Raw genomic sequence first — 18,070 nt, forward strand, 5'->3', positions numbered from 1 at the left:
TGAGCCTCGTTGCGCCGAGCCGATCCGGCCCCACGTCCACGGCGGGCATAGATCCGCCGTCCCACACCGTGCCCCAGACCGAACGGAGATCCGATGTCCCACCCTGTCCGTACCGCCGCCCTGCCCCGCCTCACCCAGCGCCGAGCGGCGCGACTGTTCGCCGTGCCCCGCATCGACGAGCGGGATGACGTGGGGGCGGCCACCGCCGAGTATGCGATCGCGACCATGGCGGCCGTCGCATTCGCCGGCCTGCTCGTTGTGATCATGCGCTCCGATGAGGTGCGCGGCATCCTCACCGACCTGGTGCGCCGCGCACTGACGGTGGCGTGACGCGGCCGCGGCTGGGCGACGACCGCGGGGCGGTCGTCGCCGAGTTCGCGGTCGCCCTGCCCGCGGTCGTGCTCGTGCTGGTGGTGGGCGTCGGCGCTCTCGCCGCCGGTTCACGACACGTGCGGCTGCAGGATGCGGTGGCGGATGCCGCGCGCCTGAGCGCCCGCGGCGAACCGGCCGACCGGGTGCACGCCGCCGTGTCGGCCTCCGTGCCGGGTGCCGCGGTCGAGATCGCCGAGCGCGGCGACCTGGTATGCGTGACGGCATCCGCTCCCGCTCTGCTGGGGCTGCGTATCACCGCCGACGGGTGCGCGCTCGCCGGGGGCCTCTGATGGCGGGCGCGCTCGCGGCGGTCGGCCTCGTCGCGGGCGTGGCCGTGCTGACGGTGGGGCTGTCCGCCGCCGGATCGGCGGCGGTGGTCGGCCAGCGCCTCGCTTCGGCCGCAGATGCCGCAGCGCTCGCTGCCGCAGATGCCGCGTCGGGCGCCGCGACAGGCCTGCCGTGCGAACGCGCTGCCGAGCTTGCGGGAACGTTCGGCGCCCGGATCGCGTTGTGCGAAGTGCAGGATCTCGTCGCCACCGTCACGGTCGTCACCCGACTCGGCCCGATCGAGGCGACGGCGTCGGCGCGGGCCGGACCGCCGTCCTGAAGTCAGCCTCACAGCGACCACACCGACGACCGACGTGTATGGTTTGCGTCGAAGAAAGGACGCCCCCACGTGTCAAAGGCAGCGTCACACGGCAAGAAGCTCGTCATCGTCGAGTCCCCGACGAAGATGAGGTCGATCCAGGGCTATCTCGGCGACGGCTACGAGGTTCTCAGCTCGGTCGGTCACATCCGCGATCTCGCGGACAAGCGCGACATCCCGGCCGACAAGAAGCAGGCGTACGGCAAGTACTCGATCGACATCGACAACGGCTTCGACCCCTACTACGTCGAAAGCGAGCGCGGCAAGAAGACCGTCGCCGAGCTCAAGCGCGCACTCAAGGGGGCGGACGAGCTCCTGCTCGCCACCGATGAAGACCGCGAGGGCGAGGCCATCGCGTGGCACCTTCTTCAGACCCTGAAGCCCAAGGTCCCGGTCAAGCGCATGGTGTTCCACGAGATCACCAAGGACGCCATCCGCGCCGCCGTCGACAACACCCGCGAGCTCGACCTCGCGCTCGTCGATGCGCAGGAGACCCGCCGCATCCTCGACCGCCTCTACGGGTGGGACGTCAGCCCGGTCCTGTGGTTCAAGGTGCAGCAGGGCACCTCGGCCGGCCGAGTGCAGTCCGCAGCGACCCGTCTTGTGGTCGACCGCGAGCGTGAGCGCATGGCGTTCGTCTCGGCGTCCTACTGGGACATCGAGGCGCTGGCGGCACCGAACCGGCCGCAGGGCCTGGATGAGGCCTTCGCCACCCGGCTCGCACGTGTCGACGGTGCCGCCCTGGCGCGCGGCACCGACTTCGACGATCGCGGTGAGCTGAAGAAGGCCGTCCTCGTCCTTGACGAAGCCCAGGTGCGCGAGCTCGCGACAGCCATCGAGGCTGCCGGTGAGGCATCCGTGTCCGCCCTCGAATCCAAGCCGGGTACCCGCAGTCCCAAGCCCCCGTTCACGACTTCGACCCTTCAGCAGGAGGCCGGTCGCAAGCTCTCGATGAGTGCGAAGCACGCCATGAGCGTCGCCCAGCGGCTCTATGAGAAGGGCTTCATCACCTATATGCGCACCGACTCGACGGCGTTGAGCGCGCAGGCCCTCAACGCGGCACGCGAGCAGGCCGTCGCCATGTACGGCGACAAGGCGGTGCCACCGAATCCCCGCACGTACCGCAGCAACAGCAAGAACGCGCAGGAGGCGCACGAGGCCATCCGGCCGTCGGGTGAGACCTTCCGCACGCCGGCGGACGTGTCGAACGAACTCGACCGCGACGAGCTGCGCCTGTACGACCTCATCTGGAAGCGCACGATGGCCAGCCAGATGTCGGACGCGAAGTACGAGACCACGACCGTGACCCTCGTCGTGGACGCCGGCGGTCGCCGCGCCGAGTTCACGGCATCCGGAACCGTCTACACCTTCAAGGGCTTCCTCGAGGCGTACGAAGAAGGCCGTGACGAGAAGCGCAGCGACGCCGACAAGGCCGACGACCAGTCGCTGCCGACCATGGCGGTGGGCGACGTGCTGCGCCTCAAGGAGGTCGAGCCGAAGGGTCATTCGACCAGCCCGAAGCCGCGCTACACCGAGGCGAGCCTCGTGAAGGCGCTCGAAGAGAAGGGCATCGGTCGTCCGTCGACGTTCGCGAGCATCATCGACGTGATCCTCAACCGCGGCTATGTCACCAAGCGGGGACAGGCGCTCATCCCGAGCTGGCTGGCGTTCAGCGTCGTACGGCTGCTCGAGCAGCACTTCGCCGACCTTGTCGACTACGACTTCACCGCCGCCCTCGAAGACGACCTCGATGCGATCGCCCGCGGCGAGCAGAAGCGCGAAGACTGGCTGAAAGAGTTCTACTTCGGTTCCGACCAGCAGGTGGGCCTGCGCAACATCGTCGACAACCTCGGTGAGATCGACGCTCGCGCGCTGAACTCGACCCCGATCGGCGATGTCGCCACGCTGCGGTTCGGCAAGTACGGGCCGTACCTCGAGGTGGCCGACAAGGAGAATCCGGATGCCGAGCCCCGGCGCGTCAACATTCCCGAGGATCTCGCGCCCGACGAGCTGACCCCCGAGCGCGCGCAGGATCTCATCGACGCGCCCGTCGCCGGCGACCGTGTGCTGGGGGAGAACCCCGCGAACGGCAAGCTGGTGATTGTGAAGGACGGCCGCTTCGGTCCGTACGTGCAAGAGGCAGACCCGCCCGCTGAGGAGGAGATCGACGAAGCGACCGGTGAGGTCCGCCCGGTCGCCGAGCCTGTCGAAGCGCCTGCGGCCGACGGGACGCCGGCGCCGAAGAAGCGCGCCCCGAAGAAGGCACCCGCCGCCCCGAAGCCGCGCACGGCGTCGCTCTTCAAGTCGATGTCGGTCGACACTCTCGACCTCGAGACGGCGTTGCGCCTGCTCGATCTGCCCCGCGTGGTCGGCACCGATCCCGAGACGGGCGCCGAGATCACGGCACAGAACGGCCGGTATGGCCCGTACCTCAAGAAGGGCACGGACTCGCGCACGCTGCAGAGCGAGCAGCAGATCTTCGACATCACGCTCGACGAGGCGCTCGCCGTCTACGCGCAGCCCAAGTACGGTGCCCGTGGCGCGAGCTCGGCGCTGAAGGAGTTCGAGAACGATCCGACCAGCGGCAAGCCGATCAAGCTCAAGGACGGCCGATTCGGTCCGTACGTGACCGACGGCGAGACCAATGCGACCATCCCGCGCGGCGAGGAGGCGATGGAGATCAGCTTCGAGCGCGCCGTGCAGCTGCTGGCAGATAAGCGGGCGAAGGGACCGGCCAAGCGTCCCGCGCGCAAGACCGCAGCCCGCAAGCCCGCGGCGAAGAAGTGACGGCATCCGCCGAGCCCTCGCCGGGTCGCGGGCTCTTCATCACCTTCGAGGGCGGCGACGGGACGGGCAAGACGACGCAGGCGAGCCTGCTCGAGACGTGGCTGACGGATGCCGGACGCACGGTGGTGCGCACGCGCGAGCCGGGCGGCACCGAAGTGGGACTCCTCGTCCGCGACATCGTGCTCCACCATCGCGGCGAGGTGTCTCCGCGCGCCGAGGCGCTGCTGTACGCGGCGGACCGCGCGCATCACGTCGAGACGGTCGTGCGGCCTGCGCTGGCGCGCGGTGAGGTCGTGATCCAGGACCGCTACCTCGACTCGTCGGTGGCGTACCAGGGTGCCGGGCGTGTGCTCGGCCGGGACGAGGTGCGCCAGCTGTCGCTGTGGGCGACCGAGGGCCTGCTGCCCGACCTGACGGTGCTGCTCGATCTCGATCCGGCCGCAGCCCGCGCCCGCCTGGACGCCGACGACAAGCCGTTCGACCGGCTCGAAGCCGAGAAGGAGTCATTCCACTCCCACGTGCGCGAGGAATTCCTGGCCCTCGCCGCGGCCGAACCCGACCGGTTCCTCGTGCTCGATGCCGCGCAGCATCCCGCCGAGCTTGCTGCCGCCGTGCGGGATCGGGTAGCAACGCTGCTCGCCTGAGTTCGCGCGTCACGCTGGCGCCGAACCCTCGGCGCGCGCCGAGCCGTGGCTGCGCCGAACCGTCGCGAATGGCCGTTCCGGCGGTGTTCGAGCGGCCATTTGCGACGGCTCGTGGTGCTGGGGGAGCGGCATGGGCGCGCGGATAGGTGACGCGGGAGAGCGGTGACGCGGGCGTCCGGGGCCGCGGATAGGCTGGGCGGCATGGATCAGGTCGCCGCTGTCGCCCCGGTCCCTGCCGTTGCCCAGGCCTCCGGCGCCGCGGACGACACTCACGCGCTGCCGTGGGGCGCGGTGTGGGGCCAGGACGAGGCGGTCGCGACGCTGCGGGATGCGGCATCCGATCCGGCATCCCTCACCCACGCGTGGCTCATCACCGGCCCGCCGGGCTCGGGCCGCTCGACGCTGGCGTACGCGTTCGCCGCGGCATTGATCGCCGATCCCGCGGACGGTGCCGGCACCGAGCGCACGATGCACCAGGTGCTCGCGGGCACCCACCCCGACCTGACAGCGCTGCGCACCGAGGGCGTCATCATCTCGATCAAGGACGCCCGCGCCCTCGTCGAGCGCTCGTACTTCTCGCCGTCCCTCGGCCGGTACCGCGTGATCGTCATGGAAGACGCCGATCGCATGGCCGAGCGCACCTCCAACGTGCTGCTGAAGGCGCTCGAAGAGCCGCCCGAGCGCACCGTATGGGTGCTGTGCGCGCCCAGCGACGCCGACCTTCTGCCCACGATCCGCTCGCGGGTGCGCACCCTTCGCCTGCGTGAGCCCGACATCGACGACGTCGCCAGGCTGATCGTGCAGCGCACCGGCGCCGACCCTGCGGTCGCCGAACAGTCCGCCCGCCACGCCCAGCGTCACATCGGCATGGCCCAGAGACTGGCGACGGATGCTGCGGCCCGCAGCCGTCGCGACGCCACGCTGCGCGCCGTGCTCGGGGTGCGGGGCGTGGGCGACGCGGTCGAGGTCGCAGGAACGATCGTCGCGGCGGCGACCGAGGACGCGAAGGCACTGACCGCGGAGCGCGACGAGGCGGAGCGATCGAGCCTGCTGCACACCCTCGGGATCGCCGAGGGCGGCGCCGTGCCGCCGTCGGTGCGCTCCCAGCTCTCCGCCCTCGAGGACGAGCAGAAGCGCCGGGCCACCCGCAGTCTGCGCGACGGCATCGACCGCGTGCTCACCGACCTCGAGTCGATGTTCCGCGACGTGCTGATGCTGCAGTTCGGACGCGGTGACACGATCATCAATCGTGAGCTCGCCGCCGATCTGCATGCACTGGCGGCGGCCTGGAGTGCCGAGCGAACCCTGACCGTCGTCGATCGCATCGGCGAGACGCGCGAGAACGTCGAACTCAACGCCGCGCCGATTCTGGCGCTCGAAAGCATGCTCATCACCGTTGCCAGCGGAAGGACCCCGTGAACCCGACTCGTCCTCGCCGAAGCGTCCGAGCCCGCCGATTCGGACGGCTCGGGGCTCTCATCGCGGGCCTCGCCGCGGCGTCCGTCGTCCTCAGCGGATGCCTGTACACGATGATCCCCGAGTCGGCCCCGCGGCCGACGAGCAGCAAGTCGCCGAATACCGACGGAGTCTCGGCCGAGCTGCTGCCCTTCTACGAGCAGAATCTCGAATGGACCGACTGCGGCGGCTTCGACTGCACCACCGTGGCTGCGCCGCTGGACTGGACCGACCCGGGCGCCGGAGAGATCGAGCTCTCGGTCATCCGCAGCCGCGCAGAGGGCGGAGCCGAGCCGATCGGGTCGCTGCTGACCAACCCCGGCGGCCCGGGCGCGAGCGGCGTGGGACTGATCCGTGACTCGCTGTCGTTCGCCGTCGGCGACGCCCTGCGCGAGCGGTTCGACGTCATCGGGTTCGACCCGCGCGGTGTCGGCGAGTCCACCGCGGTGCGCTGCTACGACGCGGCCGACATGGATGCGTATCTGTTCGGCATCCCCGAGGGCGAGCGCGGAACGGATGCGTGGTCGGATGAGCTGCTCGACCGTCACGCCGACTTCGCCGCGGCCTGCGACGCAGGCAGTGACGGGATCCTGCCCTTCATCACGACCGAGAACGCCGCGCGCGACATGGATCTGCTGCGCGCGGTGCTCGGCGACACCGAGCTGAACTACCTCGGATACTCGTACGGCACGTTCCTGGGAGCCACGTACGCCAAGCTCTATCCGGAGCGGGTCGGCCGCCTCGTGCTCGATGGTGCGATCGATCCTGCGATCCCGAGCCTCGATGTCGGCATCACGCAGGGCATCGGGTTCGAGTCGGCGTTGCGCGCGTACATGGCCAGCTGTCTCGAAGACGACGAGTGCCCGTTCCGTGGCTCGGTCGACGAGGCCATGGCCGACCTGGGCACGCTGCTGGCCGCCGTCGACCGCGACCCCATCGCAAACGCCGACGGTCGTATGCTCGGCGCCGATTCCCTCCTGACCGCGATCATCGCCGCGCTGTATTCGCAGGACAGCTGGAGCTTCTTGACCGCCGCGCTCACGGATGTGCTCGCGGGCGACGCGGGCGTGGCGTTCCAGCTCGCCGACTTCTACTACAACCGTTCGGAGGGCGTCTACCTCGACAACTCCACCGAGGCGTTCCGCGCGTACAACTGCATGGACTACCCGCTGGACTCGACGCCGGAGGAGGAGGCCGCGGCCGAAGCGCTGCTGGGGGCCGAGGCGCCGACGGTCGCCCCGTACTGGATCGGACCCGACCCGTGCGAGGTGTGGCCGTACCCGGCCACCGGCGTCCGGGAGCCGATCGCCGCCGAGGGCGCGGCGCCCATCGTCGTGGTCGGCACGACGAACGATCCCGCCACGCCATACTCATGGTCGGTGTCGCTGGCGGAGCAGCTCGAGTCGGGCGTCCTGGTCACGCGAGTCGGCGAGGGGCACACCGGCTACAACAAGGGCAACGCGTGCGTCGACGGCGCCGTCGAGTCGTACCTCATCGCGGGCATCGTCCCCGAGGACGGGCTGCGCTGCGAGTAGCAGCGATGGAGGGGAGGGTGGATGCCGCAGCATCCGTCCCCTCTCGATGCGGTGATCAGCGGCGCAGCACGCGGCGTGCGAGGGCGTTGCCGAGGAACTGCACCGCCTGCACCAGCACGATGATGACAAGCACCGCGGCCCACGTGACCCAGGGGTTGAACTGCTTGAAGCCGTAGACGATCGCGAATTCGCCGAGCCCGCCGGCCGCGACCGCGCCGGCGATCGCCGTCATGTCGACGAGCGCGACCACGATGAATGTGTAGCCGAGGATCAACGGGCCGAGCGCTTCGCGGGGGAGCAGCCGGAACAGGATGCGCGTGCGGCTCGCACCGCTGGCACGTGCGGCCTCGATGACGCCGGGCCGGACGGTGAGCAGGTTCTGCTCGACGATGCGGCTGATGGCGAAGAGGGAGGCGATCGTGATGGCGAAGATGCCGAACTCCGGGCCGATGCCGGGAATTCCCAGACCGCGCGCGAGCGGCTGGACCGCCGCGAGCAGGATCACGAACGGGATCGGGCGGAAGAAGTTGACGATCACGTTCAGCACTGCGAACAGCGCTCGGTTTGGAAAGAGACTGCCCGCCCGCGTGGCATAGAGCGCCAGTCCGACCAGGAGGCCTCCGAGACCACCGAGCAGCAGGCTGAATGACACGACGTACAGCGTCTCGGCGGTGGCGGCCCACAGCTCCGGCAGCAGGTCGACGAGCCTATCCACGGACGTCCTCCTCGCTCAGCGGCGCGAACGCGGTGGCCGCCTCGATCGCCCGCTGCACGGCATGCGCGTCTCCGGTCAGCGCGAGGGTGAGGTGCCCGAACACGCGCCCGCGAATGTCGTTGATCCCCCCGTGGATCAGCTCGAAGCGCGCGCCGTGCGACGACAGCGCCGCGAAGATGTCGGCCTGGGTGGCGTCGCCGTCGCGGACGGTGAAGGTGACGATCCGGCCGGGGTGTCGTTCGCGCAGGGTACGCAGCTGCTCGCCGGCCGGCACGTCCTCGATGATGCTCGCCACGAAGCGCCGCGTCGCGGCGTGCTGAGGCGCAGAGAGCACGTCGAAGACCTCGCCGCTCTCGATGATGCGGCCGCCGTCCATCACGATCACCCGATCCGCGAGGGTGCGGATGACGTCCATCTCGTGGGTGATGACGAGGATTGTGACGCCCAGCTCCTGGTTGACGCGCTTCAGCAGCGCGAGCACCTCTTGCGTGGTGTCGGGGTCCAGCGCGCTCGTCGCCTCGTCGGCGAGCAGGATGCGGGGGCTGGTCGCGAGGGCGCGCGCGATGCCGACGCGCTGCTTCTGGCCGCCGGACAGCTGCTCGGGGTAGCTGCGCGCCTTGTCGACGAGCCCGACGAAGCGCAGCAGCTCGCCGACACGTGCCGCGATCTCGGTTCGAGGACGCCCGGCGATCTCGAGCGGGTACGCCACGTTCCCCGCGACCGTGCGCGAGTCGAACAGATTGAACTGCTGGAAGATCATGCCGATGTCGCCGCGCAGAGCCCGCAGCTCTCGTTCCCGCAGGCGCGTGATGTCGACGCCGTCGATCTCGACGGTGCCGGCCGTCGGCATCTCAAGTGCGTTGACCAGGCGCAGCACGGTGCTCTTGCCCGCGCCGGAGTAGCCGATGACGCCGCAGATTTCGCCGGCGGCCACCGACAGTGACACATCGTCGACGGCGACCACGCCATCGGCGCCTTTGCCGGGCGGGGGATAGGTCTTGCTGACGCCGGTGAGGCGGATGAGGCTCATGCTGCTGCTCCTCGGGCGGGAAGCGCGGGTGCGGCCCGATGGCGGGTATCGCCGACCGGGCCGCACGCAGGCGGGATCACTGGTGGTCGCGCGTGGCTTCCTCGACCTCGGTGAGCGAGGCGACGAGGTCGTCGACGGGGGTCTGAACGAGGACGGCGGTGCCACCGGATGCCTCGACCACGCCATCCAGGATCTCCTGGGTCTGCTGGTAGATCTCGACGAGCTTGAGGTAGGTCGGGTTGTCGGCGTCCTCCGCCTTCGCGGCGAAGATGTTGATGTAGGGAATCGCCGCGGGGTCCGCGGGGTCGTCCTGGGCGATCGCGTCATCGGCGGACAGCCCCGCGTCGGCGAGGAAGTCGTTGTTGACGATCGCGGCCGCGACATCGGGCAGCGAGGTCGCGGTGAACGACGCCTCGAGGGCTTCGACCGTGACCTTGGACTCGGGGAGCACGTCGGCCACGGTGGAGAAGATCGACCCGCCGTCCTCGAGTTCGACGAGCCCGGCCGACTGCAGCACGAGCAGGCCGCGGGCCTGGTTGGACTCGTCGTTGGGGACGGCGACGGTCGCCCCCTCCGGGATGTCGTCGACCGACGCGTACTGCGTGGAGTACAGGCCGAGCGGATAGATCGCCGTGGAGCCGATGGGCTGCAGGTCGTCGTCGCTGTTGACGTTGTAGGTCGCGAGGTAGATGACGTGCTGGAACTGGTTGAGGTCGAGCTCGTCGGCAGCCAGGGCGGGGTTGGGCTGCGTGTACTCGGTGAAGTTCACGATCTCGACCTCGATGCCTTCGGCGGCGGCCGTCTCGGTGAACGTCTCCCAGTAGGCGTCGCCGGAGTTGACGACACCGATGCGCACGACTTCCGCGGAATCCGAGCCCGATTCAGCGCCGGCGCCGGCGCACCCGGCGAGGAGGACGACGAGGGGAAGGGCGAGTGCCGCGGCGGATACGAACTTCTTGGACATGTGTGCTCCCGTGGATCGATGGCCCGGAGACGATAGGCGGTCGACCGCCGGCGCGATCCTCGGACCGCGCTCGCTGCATCGCGGACCGGATACGAACCTATGCGGGGCCGGACGCGGCTTCGAAGTCGCACGTAACACGTCGACACCGAGTTCCGTCGTGGACGACACGGCGTTCATCAGCCGAGGTGCACCGCCGCGCGGTTCGCGAGCGTCTTCGCGAGGCTGTAAGATCGTTGATCGTGCACGCGCAAGCGCGGCGCGCCACCTTAGCTCAGTCGGCAGAGCGATTCACTCGTAATGAATAGGTCAAGGGTTCGATTCCCTTAGGTGGCTCTGAACCGGAAGCGGCCGCGCAGTTCCCAGGGACGGCAGCGCGGCCGTTCTCCGTATCGCAAGGACGGTGGTGCACGGTGCCGGAGCACGCGATCGACGCCATCGTCGAGATCTTCTCCTGGGCCGGGTTCGGTCTGGGCGCCCTGTTCGCGGGAATCGCGCTGGTGATGTATCTGCTCGACGGCACGTGGGTCCCGACGCGTGCGGTGCTCGAAGATACCGAGCACGGTCATGTCGCGCGCTGGTTCGACGAAGACGGGAACGTGAACGAGGCCTCTCTCACGCGCGAGCAGGAGCACGAGATCGGCCGGAAGGACATGGCCGACGTCTTCTATCGGCGCGGCGCCCGCAACCGGATGCGGCTGACGCAGCGCTCGCCCGCCGTTCGGGCGGTGGCACTCCTGGCCGTGGGCCTGCTCACGGTGGGGGCCCTTTCGCTGATCGCGTCTCTCGTCCTGCTGTTCGTTCGCGGCTGAGCTCGGACCCGGCGTCGCTCACGCGAGAGCGAGCATCCCGCCCGCTGCGAGGGCGAGGGCGAGGCCCGTCCATTGCACCGGCGCCACGCGTTCTCGCAGCACGACCGCGGCCAGCAGAATCGTCCCGGCGGGGTAGAGCGCCGTCAGCGCCGAGACGATCGACAGATCGCCTGCCCGCAGTGCGACGAGCATGAGGGTGTTGGCGGCGGCATCCGTCACACCGCACACGATCGCGAGCCACCAGGCTCTCCTGCTGCTGACGTGCGCCGCAGATGCCGCTGGCCCGGCGTTCGCATGGCCTGCGGCGTGCTCGAGATCCGCGTGTCCTGTCGGCGTCGCGCCGAGGCGCGGGCCGGCGACGTCGAACACGGAGCGGGCAGGTGCGCCGCGCCGGACGGCGGAGAAGGCGAGGAGGGCCACGATGATCGCGGTGACGACAGTGCTGGTCGCGCGGCTCGCCACGAGCGGGATGAGCCCGCTGGCCTCGCTCGTCTGATCGATCACGATCAAGAACGCGCCGATCGCCGCACCCGCGCCGACCGCCATGAGCACGCCGCGCAGCCGGGGGCGGACGACGGTCGCACCGGGGAGGAAGCCGACCAGGACGACGGCCACGAGCGCGATCCCGAGTCCGGCGTAGCCGATCGGCGCGAGCGCCTCGCCATTGACGATCAGGCCCCACAGCATGGGTGCGATCGCCGAGACCACGGCGGTGAGCGGCGAGAGGATGCTCATCGGCCCGATTGCGAGGCAGGCGTAGAGGAGGGCGACGGCGACCACGCCGACGATGCCCGCGAGCACGCCCCACATGGCGTCCGCGGCCGTCCATACCCCGCCGAGGAACGGCTGGGTCACTGCGAGCGCCACCAGTCCTGAGAGAGCGGCGACCGCCGTGACGACGATCGAGCGCAGCCGGCTGGCCGCGCGCCCGCCGAAGAAGTCGGCCGAGCCGTAGACGAGGGCGCCGAGAAGGGCGACAGCGGCGGAGATCATCGTGCGTCAGCCTAGGGGTCGTGAAGAATCGAATTTGCTAGATAAGCTAGCGATATGACGTTGCCTCATCACGCGCGCCGCGGGCCCAGCCGGTGGCTCCGGATCGCCATCCCGGCTCTCCTCGTCCTGGTCTGGCTGACGGTGGGCTCGATCGGCGGCCCGTTCTTCGGCAAGGTGGACGAGGTCTCGACGAACGACCGGTCATCGTTCCTCCCCGAGAGCGCCGACGCCACGCGCGTCAACGAGCGGCTCGCCGACTTCCAGGGGGAAGACAGCATCCCCGCGGTCGTCGTCGTGACCGGCGAGGGCGAGCTGTCGGAGTCGGACGTCGCGGACGTGCAGACACTGGCCGACGACATCGCACAGCTCGACGGCGTGCAGGAGGACGTGTCACCACCGGTGCCCTCGCAGGACGGGGCGGCGCTCCAGCTGTTCGTCCCGATCGACGCGGCGGGGGAGGTGCGTGAAGTCGTCGATGCGATGCGCGAACTCGTCGCCGAGGAGCTCCCTGCGGGGCTCGAGGGCTGGGTGACCGGCCCGGCGGGATTCACGGCGGACCTCGTCGAGGGCTTCCTCGGCATCGACGGACTTCTCCTCGCTGTCGCGCTCATCGCGGTCTTCGTGATCCTCGTGATCGTCTACCGATCCCCGCTGCTGCCGGTACTGGTGCTCACGACGTCGGTCTTCGCGCTGTGTGTGGCGCTGCTGACCGTGTGGTGGCTCGCGAAGGCGGGCATCGTCGTGCTCAACGGGCAGGTGCAGGGGATCCTCTTCATCCTCGTCATCGGCGCCGCCACCGACTACGCACTGCTGTACGTCGCGCGGTTCCGAGAGGCGATCGCCGCCGGCGCGCCACGATGGGATGCCGTCACGCAGGCGTGGCGCGGCGCCTTCGAACCGGTCCTCGCCTCCGGCGGCACGGTGATCGCCGGCCTGCTGTGCCTGCTGCTTTCAGACCTCGCGACCAATCGCGCGCTCGGCCCGATCGCGTCGATCGGCATCGTGTTCTCAGTGCTCTCGGCGCTGACATTCCTTCCCGCACTGCTGGCACTGTGCGGACGGGCCGCGTTCTGGCCTTTCATCCCCAAGACGCCGATGGCGACGATTCCCGACGACCTGACACAGCCGGTCACCGGTGTGTGGCCGCGGCTGGCACGGCTGGTCGCACGCCGGGCGCGGACCGTCTGGATCGTCTGCACGGTGGTGCTGCTCGCCGGCGCCGTCGGCGTCACACAGCTCAAGGCGGACGGTGTCCCCACGAGCGAAGTCGTACTCGGGGCATCCGAGGCCCGTGAGGGCCAGGAAGTGCTCGCCGAGCATTTCCCGGCCGGGTCGGGATCGCCCGTGTACGTCATCGTGCCGCAGGATGACCTGGCGGCCACGGTCGAGGTCCTCATCGAGGCGCAGGGGGTCGACTCGGTGGCCGTCGCGTCGGCCGGGTCGCCGACGGGTCAGGCGTCCGTCGAGATCGAGGACGGCGAGCCGGTGTTCACCGCGGTCGGCCCGCCGGGAACGCCGGCACCCGAGCCGACCGTTGCCGACGGCGACGTCCTCGTGATCGGAACGCTGACGGATGCTGCGGACTCCGTCGCCGCCGAAGACACCGTGAGGGAGCTCCGCGCCGACCTCGACGGCGCGTTGGGTGCGGGGACGGCGCTCGTCGGCGGCGAGACGGCGACCGACCTCGACACGAACGACACCTCGAGCCGCGATCGCACAGTCATCATCCCGGTGATTCTGGTCGTCATCCTCCTGATCCTGATGGTGCTGCTGAGATCGATCGTCGCCCCGGTGCTGCTCATCGCGACAGTCATCCTGTCGTTCGGCACCGCGCTGGGCGTGAGTGCGATCGTCTTCAACGAAGTGCTCGGATTTCCCGGTGCCGATCCGGCCGTGCCGCTGTACGGGTTCGTCTTCCTCGTCGCACTGGGCGTGGACTACAACATCTTCCTCATGTCCCGCGTGCGGGAGGAATCGCTCGTCCACGGGACGAGGCGCGGCATCCTGCGGGGGCTGGTCGCGACCGGCGGCGTCATCACGTCCGCGGGGCTGGTGCTCGCGGCCACGTTCGCCGCCCTCGGCGTCATCCCGATCCTGTTCCTCGCCCAGATCGCTTTCATCGTCGCCTTCGGTGTGCTGCTCGACACTTTGGTCGTGCGGTCGCTTCTCGTGCCGGCGCTCGCGTACGACATCGGCAGGGCGATCTGGTGGCCGTCGCGGCTGTGGCGGCGGGATGGAGCCACAGCGGCCCTCGACCGCCGACCTCCGGTTTCTGAACCCGTCCCGGTGCCCGGCGCGACCGCGCCCGAGCTCGTCGCCGATGACGGCCACCCCCTCACTCGGGAGGAGTATCGGCGTACGCTCGGATCATGAGCAAAGCACTGTTCATCGTCGACGTGCAGAACGACTTCACCGAACGGGGCGCGCTGGGCGTCGAGGGCGGTGACGCGGTCGCGGAGCGCATCACCGCGTACGTGCAGGCGCACGCCGACGAATACGAGATCATCGTCGCCTCGCGGGACTGGCATGACGGCGACAACGACAACGGCGGTCACTTCGCCTCCGGCGAGCCCGACTTCGTCGACACCTGGCCGGCGCACTGCGTCGGCGGCAGCTACGGCGCGGAGTACGACGACGCGTTCGACACGTCCGCCGTCACGCATCACCTCAAGAAGGGCCAGGGCAAGCCCGCGTACTCGCTGTTCGAGGGTGTTGCGGACGACGGCACGACAGCGCTTCAGCTGCTCGAACAGCACGGCATCCTCGACATCGACATCGTCGGCCTCGCCACCGACTACTGCGTGCGCGCGTCTGCGCTGGATGCGATCGGCGCCGGCCGGCACGTCCGGGTCCTCACCGACCTCGTCGCCGGCGTCCACCCCGACTCCAGTGAGAGGGCGCTCGCCGAGGTCGCGCACGCCGGTGCGACACTCATCGAATCCGGGGCCGCTCCCAGCGGTAGCGGGAGTGCGTGACGCGACCGCCGAGAGCGTCCGTGCGGCGCTCGAGGCCGAGGCATCCGTCGACGAGCGTGTCAAGATCCAGCGACGCATCGACGACCCCCGCACCGAGGTCATCGGCGTACGCATGGGAACCGTCTTCACCATCGCGAAGGACAACAGCCGGATGCCGCTGGCCGAGGTCGACCGACTTCTCGACTCAGACGCATACGAGTTGCGCATGGTCGCGGTGTCCGTCCTCGATTTCAAAGCCAGGACGAAGGATGCCGACCGCGCGGCTCTCTACGAGCTCTGGATGCGCCGACTCGACCGCCTCGACACGTGGGACTACATCGATCGGGCGGCGCCTCGGGTCGTCGGCTGGTACCTGCTCGACAGGCCGCGAGACGTGCTTTTCGACCTCGCGCGCTCACCCGACCGCTGGCATCGGCGCCTCGCCATCACCGCCGCTTTCTGGATCATCCGCTCGCGCGACCTCGACGATCCGCTCGCCCTGTGCGAGATCCTCGCCGACGACGCCGAGCACCTGGTGCAGACGAACGTCGGCGTGGCGCTGCGTGAGATCGGCCGCGTGGACCCCGGCCGGCTCGAGGAGTTCCTCGGGAGGCGGGGCGCTGACCTCAGCGCGCACGCGCGGCGTACCGCCCGCAGCGCGCTGACGTGACCCGCTACTCTCGGGAGGCATGACGCAGATCCGCCCGCTCACGGCCGCCGACCACGACGCCTGGCTTCCGCTGTGGCGGGGCTACCTGGCCTTCTACGAGGCGGAGCTCTCGGCCGAGCAGACCGCGCTCACGTGGAGCCGCCTGACGGACCCCGGCTATCCGATCTGGGGAGCGTTCGCCACCGACGACGCCGGCCACGCGATCGGGTTCGTTCACTGGCTGACGCACCCCGCCACCTGGTCGGACCGACCGTACTGCTATCTGGAAGACCTCTTCGTGGCGCCCGCTACGCGTGGTTCCGGCGCCGGCCGCGGACTCATTGCGCACGTGACCGCCTGGGCGGGCGAGAACGATTGCGCCAAGGTGTACTGGCTCACGCACGAGACCAACGCGACCGCTCGTGTCCTCTACGACCGGGTGGCCACGCGCACCGGCTTCATCCACTACGAGACGGGCGTCGGACGCTGAGTCCCAGCACGAGCACCGAAGGCTCGATCCTGAGCGGAGAAGGGCGTCCGATGCCGGAACGCCCTTCTCACGCGTGGGCCCCGTGGGGCTCGAACCCACGACCCGCGGATTAAAAGTCCGATGCTCTACCGACTGAGCTAGAGGCCCTCGTCGTCAAGCCTACCGGCCGCATGAGCCCACCGTCTGACGGTCAGCCGCGGCCGGAGCCTTGACCGCCGCTGCCCGCTCCTTGCGTGTCGCCATCGTCTGGAATCGTCGTGTCGCTTGGGTTGGGAGTGCTCTGCGGAGGGGGCGTCTCGCCGGTCCCGGGGTCGGTCTCGGTTTCGGTGTCGGTGACTGTGTCCCCCGTCTCGGTGTCCTGGTTCTGGTTCCCGTTTCCGTTGCCCTGGTTGCCGTTGCCCTGGTTGCCGTTGCCCTGGTTGCCGTTGCCCTGGTTCCCATTGCCCTGGTTTCCGTTGCCGTTCCCCGGGTTGCCGTTTCCGCCGCCCTCGCCGCCGTTCCCGCCGCCCTCGCCACCGTTCCCGCCGCCGCCGTCGTCGCCTTGATCTACGACGGGGGCGGGCGGCAGGGGAGTCGGCGTGCCACTGGGAACAGGCGTGTCCTCCACCAGAGGCGTGGTGGGTGCCGGGTCGGGGGCGGTGCCTGCCACGTTGATGCCCCAGATCATGCCTGCCAGGGCCAGTGCGATCACGGACGCGCCGGTGAGGAAGGCGAGGGCCCGGCGCCGCCGCGGCGCCTCTTCCTCGGCGCCCCTCACCGGTACGTCGGTCGCTGCCCGAGCCGCGCGCTCTTCGACCTCGATGGCGGAGCCGGCCGTCGCGGAGGCGGGAACCGTGGAGACGGCCATCAGCGGTACCCCGCTTCCGGCACTGCTTGCGGCGCCGGCCGCGGATCCTGCAGGGCTTTCGTCCGCCGCGGCGGTCTCGTCAGGAGAGTTCGCGGCGACCAGCCCAGCGCCGATCGACGCGGCCGCCGCTCCTGCGGCGGGAAGCACCATGGTCGGGCGCGTCTCCATCTTCATCGCCGCCGTCGGCTGGTCGACCGCAGCGGTACCGGCCGCCGGAATGAGGCGTCCCGCGACCGTCGCGACCTCGAGCGCGGTCGGGCGATCCTCGGGCCGGGTGGCAGTCATGCCGCGCAGCAGCCCCTGCCACTCCGGGCGCAGCGAGTCGGGAACCGCAGGAGGTGAGATCAGCCGCGCCACGACCGCGCCGATGCCCTCGGCATCCGCATACGGGCGCGTCCCTGTGAGCGCCTCGATGAGCATGATCCCGAACGCATAGATGTCGGATGCGGGCGCGGGCGCCGCCCCCTGCGCCTGCTCCGGCGCGATGTAGGCCGGTGTTCCGACGACGAGGCCCGGAGTCGTGACGCGGGTGGTGTCGAGGAGGAACGCGATACCGAAGTCGGCGAGCTTCGCGTGCCAGGACGGCCCGGGCAGCGGCGAGGGGCCGAGGAGCACGTTGGAGGGCTTGATGTCGCGATGCACGATCCCTGCGGAGTGCGCGACATGGAGGGCCTCGGCGACGTCCAGCGCGGTGCTCGCGACGTCCGAGTCGTCGATGGGGCCGAGCCGGATGCGGTCGCCGAGGGTGTTGCCCTCGACGTACTCCATGACGATGTAGCTGGCGTCGGTGTCGGAGATCCGGGCATCGAACACCGTGACCAGCGAATGATGGTTCAGTGAGGCGAGGATTCTCGTCTCCGCGCGAGCGCGCTCGGTAACGTCCGGCGCATCGACCGGTCCTCGCACCACCTTGATCGCGACGGTGCGGTTCAGGTGGGTGTCTTCGGCGCGGTACACCATCGCCATTCCACCTTGGCCGATCCGCTGCTCGAGCCGATATCGGCCGTTGAGCAGCTCGCCCGTGGAAAGCTCTCCCGCCTCGCGCAGGTCTGTCATGATCCTCCCGGCCACAAGAGCGCCGCATAGGGGGGCTCGAGGCGCTCCGAGCTTCTCTGAACCTAGGGGGCCCGACGCTCACGGCACACACCCTTGACGCCGTGCGCGATCAGTGCAATGGCCG

The 18,070-nt window shown here is 69.8% G+C and carries 17 protein-coding genes and 2 tRNA genes; 13 read left to right on the forward strand and 6 right to left on the reverse strand.

Annotated elements, in window-relative coordinates:
• Positions 1–93: 93 nt before the first annotated feature.
• From K0817_RS13340 to K0817_RS13370, 7 genes are all read left to right on the forward strand, one after another.
• Positions 94–330, forward strand: a complete 237-nt coding sequence (locus K0817_RS13340) for a DUF4244 domain-containing protein (protein WP_219982027.1) — start codon at positions 94–96, stop codon at positions 328–330.
• Positions 327–662 (forward strand): TadE family type IV pilus minor pilin, encoded by a 336-nt coding sequence (locus K0817_RS13345; RefSeq protein ID WP_219982028.1) that lies wholly within the window; start codon positions 327–329, stop codon positions 660–662. Before K0817_RS13340 ends, K0817_RS13345 begins: the two co-directional genes overlap by 4 nt.
• Positions 662–979, forward strand: coding sequence for an Rv3654c family TadE-like protein (locus K0817_RS13350; RefSeq protein ID WP_219982029.1), 318 nt, complete (start codon positions 662–664; stop codon positions 977–979). The genes K0817_RS13345 and K0817_RS13350 overlap by 1 nt, the downstream gene beginning before the upstream one ends.
• Before the next feature lie 69 nt (positions 980–1,048).
• Positions 1,049–3,805: a type I DNA topoisomerase gene (topA, locus tag K0817_RS13355; RefSeq protein WP_308211904.1), complete on the forward strand. Its 2,757-nt coding sequence runs from the start codon at positions 1,049–1,051 to the stop codon at positions 3,803–3,805.
• Positions 3,802–4,449 (forward strand): dTMP kinase, encoded by a 648-nt coding sequence (gene tmk / locus K0817_RS13360; protein WP_219982030.1) that lies wholly within the window; start codon positions 3,802–3,804, stop codon positions 4,447–4,449. The genes topA and tmk overlap by 4 nt, the downstream gene beginning before the upstream one ends.
• 201 nt (positions 4,450–4,650) lie before the next feature.
• Complete coding sequence (locus K0817_RS13365) at positions 4,651–5,868, forward strand: DNA polymerase III subunit delta' (RefSeq protein ID WP_219982031.1); 1,218 nt, start codon at positions 4,651–4,653, stop codon at positions 5,866–5,868.
• Positions 5,865–7,439, forward strand: coding sequence for an alpha/beta hydrolase (locus K0817_RS13370; RefSeq protein ID WP_219982032.1), 1,575 nt, complete (start codon positions 5,865–5,867; stop codon positions 7,437–7,439). Before K0817_RS13365 ends, K0817_RS13370 begins: the two co-directional genes overlap by 4 nt.
• A gap of 55 nt (positions 7,440–7,494) precedes the next feature.
• Here the strand turns inward: K0817_RS13370 and K0817_RS13375 are convergent, their stop codons facing one another.
• The 3 genes from K0817_RS13375 to K0817_RS13385 form a co-directional block, all read right to left on the reverse strand.
• Positions 7,495–8,154 (reverse strand): ABC transporter permease subunit, encoded by a 660-nt coding sequence (locus K0817_RS13375; protein ID WP_219982033.1) that lies wholly within the window; start codon positions 8,152–8,154, stop codon positions 7,495–7,497.
• Positions 8,147–9,184, reverse strand: a complete 1,038-nt coding sequence (locus K0817_RS13380) for a methionine ABC transporter ATP-binding protein (protein WP_219982034.1) — start codon at positions 9,182–9,184, stop codon at positions 8,147–8,149. The genes K0817_RS13375 and K0817_RS13380 overlap by 8 nt, the downstream gene beginning before the upstream one ends.
• Before the next feature lie 76 nt (positions 9,185–9,260).
• On the reverse strand, positions 9,261–10,148 hold the full coding sequence (locus K0817_RS13385) for a MetQ/NlpA family ABC transporter substrate-binding protein (protein WP_219982035.1): 888 nt from the start codon (positions 10,146–10,148) through the stop codon (positions 9,261–9,263).
• Between the two features lie 260 nt (positions 10,149–10,408).
• On the opposite strand from K0817_RS13385, the gene K0817_RS13390 reads away from it, so the two are divergent.
• Positions 10,409–10,481 (forward strand) — tRNA-Thr (locus K0817_RS13390).
• A gap of 77 nt (positions 10,482–10,558) precedes the next feature.
• Positions 10,559–10,957 (forward strand): hypothetical protein, encoded by a 399-nt coding sequence (locus tag K0817_RS13395; protein WP_219982036.1) that lies wholly within the window; start codon positions 10,559–10,561, stop codon positions 10,955–10,957.
• Between the two features lie 18 nt (positions 10,958–10,975).
• On the opposite strand, the gene K0817_RS13400 is transcribed toward K0817_RS13395, so the two are convergent.
• Complete coding sequence (locus K0817_RS13400; RefSeq protein ID WP_219982037.1) at positions 10,976–11,950, reverse strand: EamA family transporter; 975 nt, start codon at positions 11,948–11,950, stop codon at positions 10,976–10,978.
• A gap of 54 nt (positions 11,951–12,004) precedes the next feature.
• Here K0817_RS13400 and K0817_RS13405 point away from each other — a divergent pair, with 54 nt between their 5' ends.
• From K0817_RS13405 to K0817_RS13420, 4 genes are read left to right on the forward strand one after another with little or no spacing between them, the layout of a single operon-like run.
• Positions 12,005–14,323, forward strand: a complete 2,319-nt coding sequence (locus K0817_RS13405) for an efflux RND transporter permease subunit (RefSeq protein ID WP_219982038.1) — start codon at positions 12,005–12,007, stop codon at positions 14,321–14,323.
• Complete coding sequence (locus K0817_RS13410) at positions 14,320–14,925, forward strand: isochorismatase family protein (protein WP_219982039.1); 606 nt, start codon at positions 14,320–14,322, stop codon at positions 14,923–14,925. Before K0817_RS13405 ends, K0817_RS13410 begins: the two co-directional genes overlap by 4 nt.
• A complete protein-coding gene (locus K0817_RS13415; protein WP_219982040.1) occupies positions 14,918–15,574 on the forward strand; it encodes a DNA alkylation repair protein in 657 nt (218 codons plus the stop codon). Before K0817_RS13410 ends, K0817_RS13415 begins: the two co-directional genes overlap by 8 nt.
• 19 nt (positions 15,575–15,593) lie before the next feature.
• Entirely contained in the window at positions 15,594–16,043 is a 450-nt protein-coding gene (locus tag K0817_RS13420) for a GNAT family N-acetyltransferase (RefSeq protein WP_219982041.1), read from the forward strand.
• A 74-nt stretch (positions 16,044–16,117) separates the two neighbouring features.
• On the opposite strand, the gene K0817_RS13425 is transcribed toward K0817_RS13420, so the two are convergent.
• Together K0817_RS13425 and K0817_RS13430 are read right to left on the reverse strand one after the other, a co-directional pair.
• Positions 16,118–16,190, reverse strand: a tRNA-Lys gene (locus K0817_RS13425).
• A 43-nt stretch (positions 16,191–16,233) separates the two neighbouring features.
• Positions 16,234–17,946: a serine/threonine-protein kinase gene (locus tag K0817_RS13430; RefSeq protein WP_219982042.1), complete on the reverse strand. Its 1,713-nt coding sequence runs from the start codon at positions 17,944–17,946 to the stop codon at positions 16,234–16,236.
• Between the last annotated feature and the right edge of the window lie 124 nt (positions 17,947–18,070).

Source organism: Microbacterium sp. HD4P20, assembly GCF_019449275.2.
Classification (GTDB): Bacteria; Actinomycetota; Actinomycetes; order Actinomycetales; family Microbacteriaceae; genus Microbacterium.

Bases quoted from the DNA above. Each gene is read 5' to 3' on its own strand.
- K0817_RS13340 (WP_219982027.1), top strand. From the start codon at position 94: ATGTCCCACCCTGTCCGTACCGCCGCCCTGCCCCGCCTCACCCAGCGC.
- K0817_RS13350 (WP_219982029.1), top strand. From the start codon at position 662: ATGGCGGGCGCGCTCGCGGCGGTCGGCCTCGTCGCGGGCGTGGCCGTG.
- K0817_RS13365 (WP_219982031.1), top strand. From the start codon at position 4,651: ATGGATCAGGTCGCCGCTGTCGCCCCGGTCCCTGCCGTTGCCCAGGCC.
- K0817_RS13380 (WP_219982034.1), bottom strand. From the start codon at position 9,184: ATGAGCCTCATCCGCCTCACCGGCGTCAGCAAGACCTATCCCCCGCCC.
- K0817_RS13385 (WP_219982035.1), bottom strand. From the start codon at position 10,148: ATGTCCAAGAAGTTCGTATCCGCCGCGGCACTCGCCCTTCCCCTCGTC.
- K0817_RS13400 (WP_219982037.1), bottom strand. From the start codon at position 11,950: ATGATCTCCGCCGCTGTCGCCCTTCTCGGCGCCCTCGTCTACGGCTCG.
- K0817_RS13405 (WP_219982038.1), top strand. From the start codon at position 12,005: ATGACGTTGCCTCATCACGCGCGCCGCGGGCCCAGCCGGTGGCTCCGG.
- K0817_RS13410 (WP_219982039.1), top strand. From the start codon at position 14,320: ATGAGCAAAGCACTGTTCATCGTCGACGTGCAGAACGACTTCACCGAA.
- K0817_RS13420 (WP_219982041.1), top strand. From the start codon at position 15,594: ATGACGCAGATCCGCCCGCTCACGGCCGCCGACCACGACGCCTGGCTT.
- K0817_RS13430 (WP_219982042.1), bottom strand. From the start codon at position 17,946: ATGACAGACCTGCGCGAGGCGGGAGAGCTTTCCACGGGCGAGCTGCTC.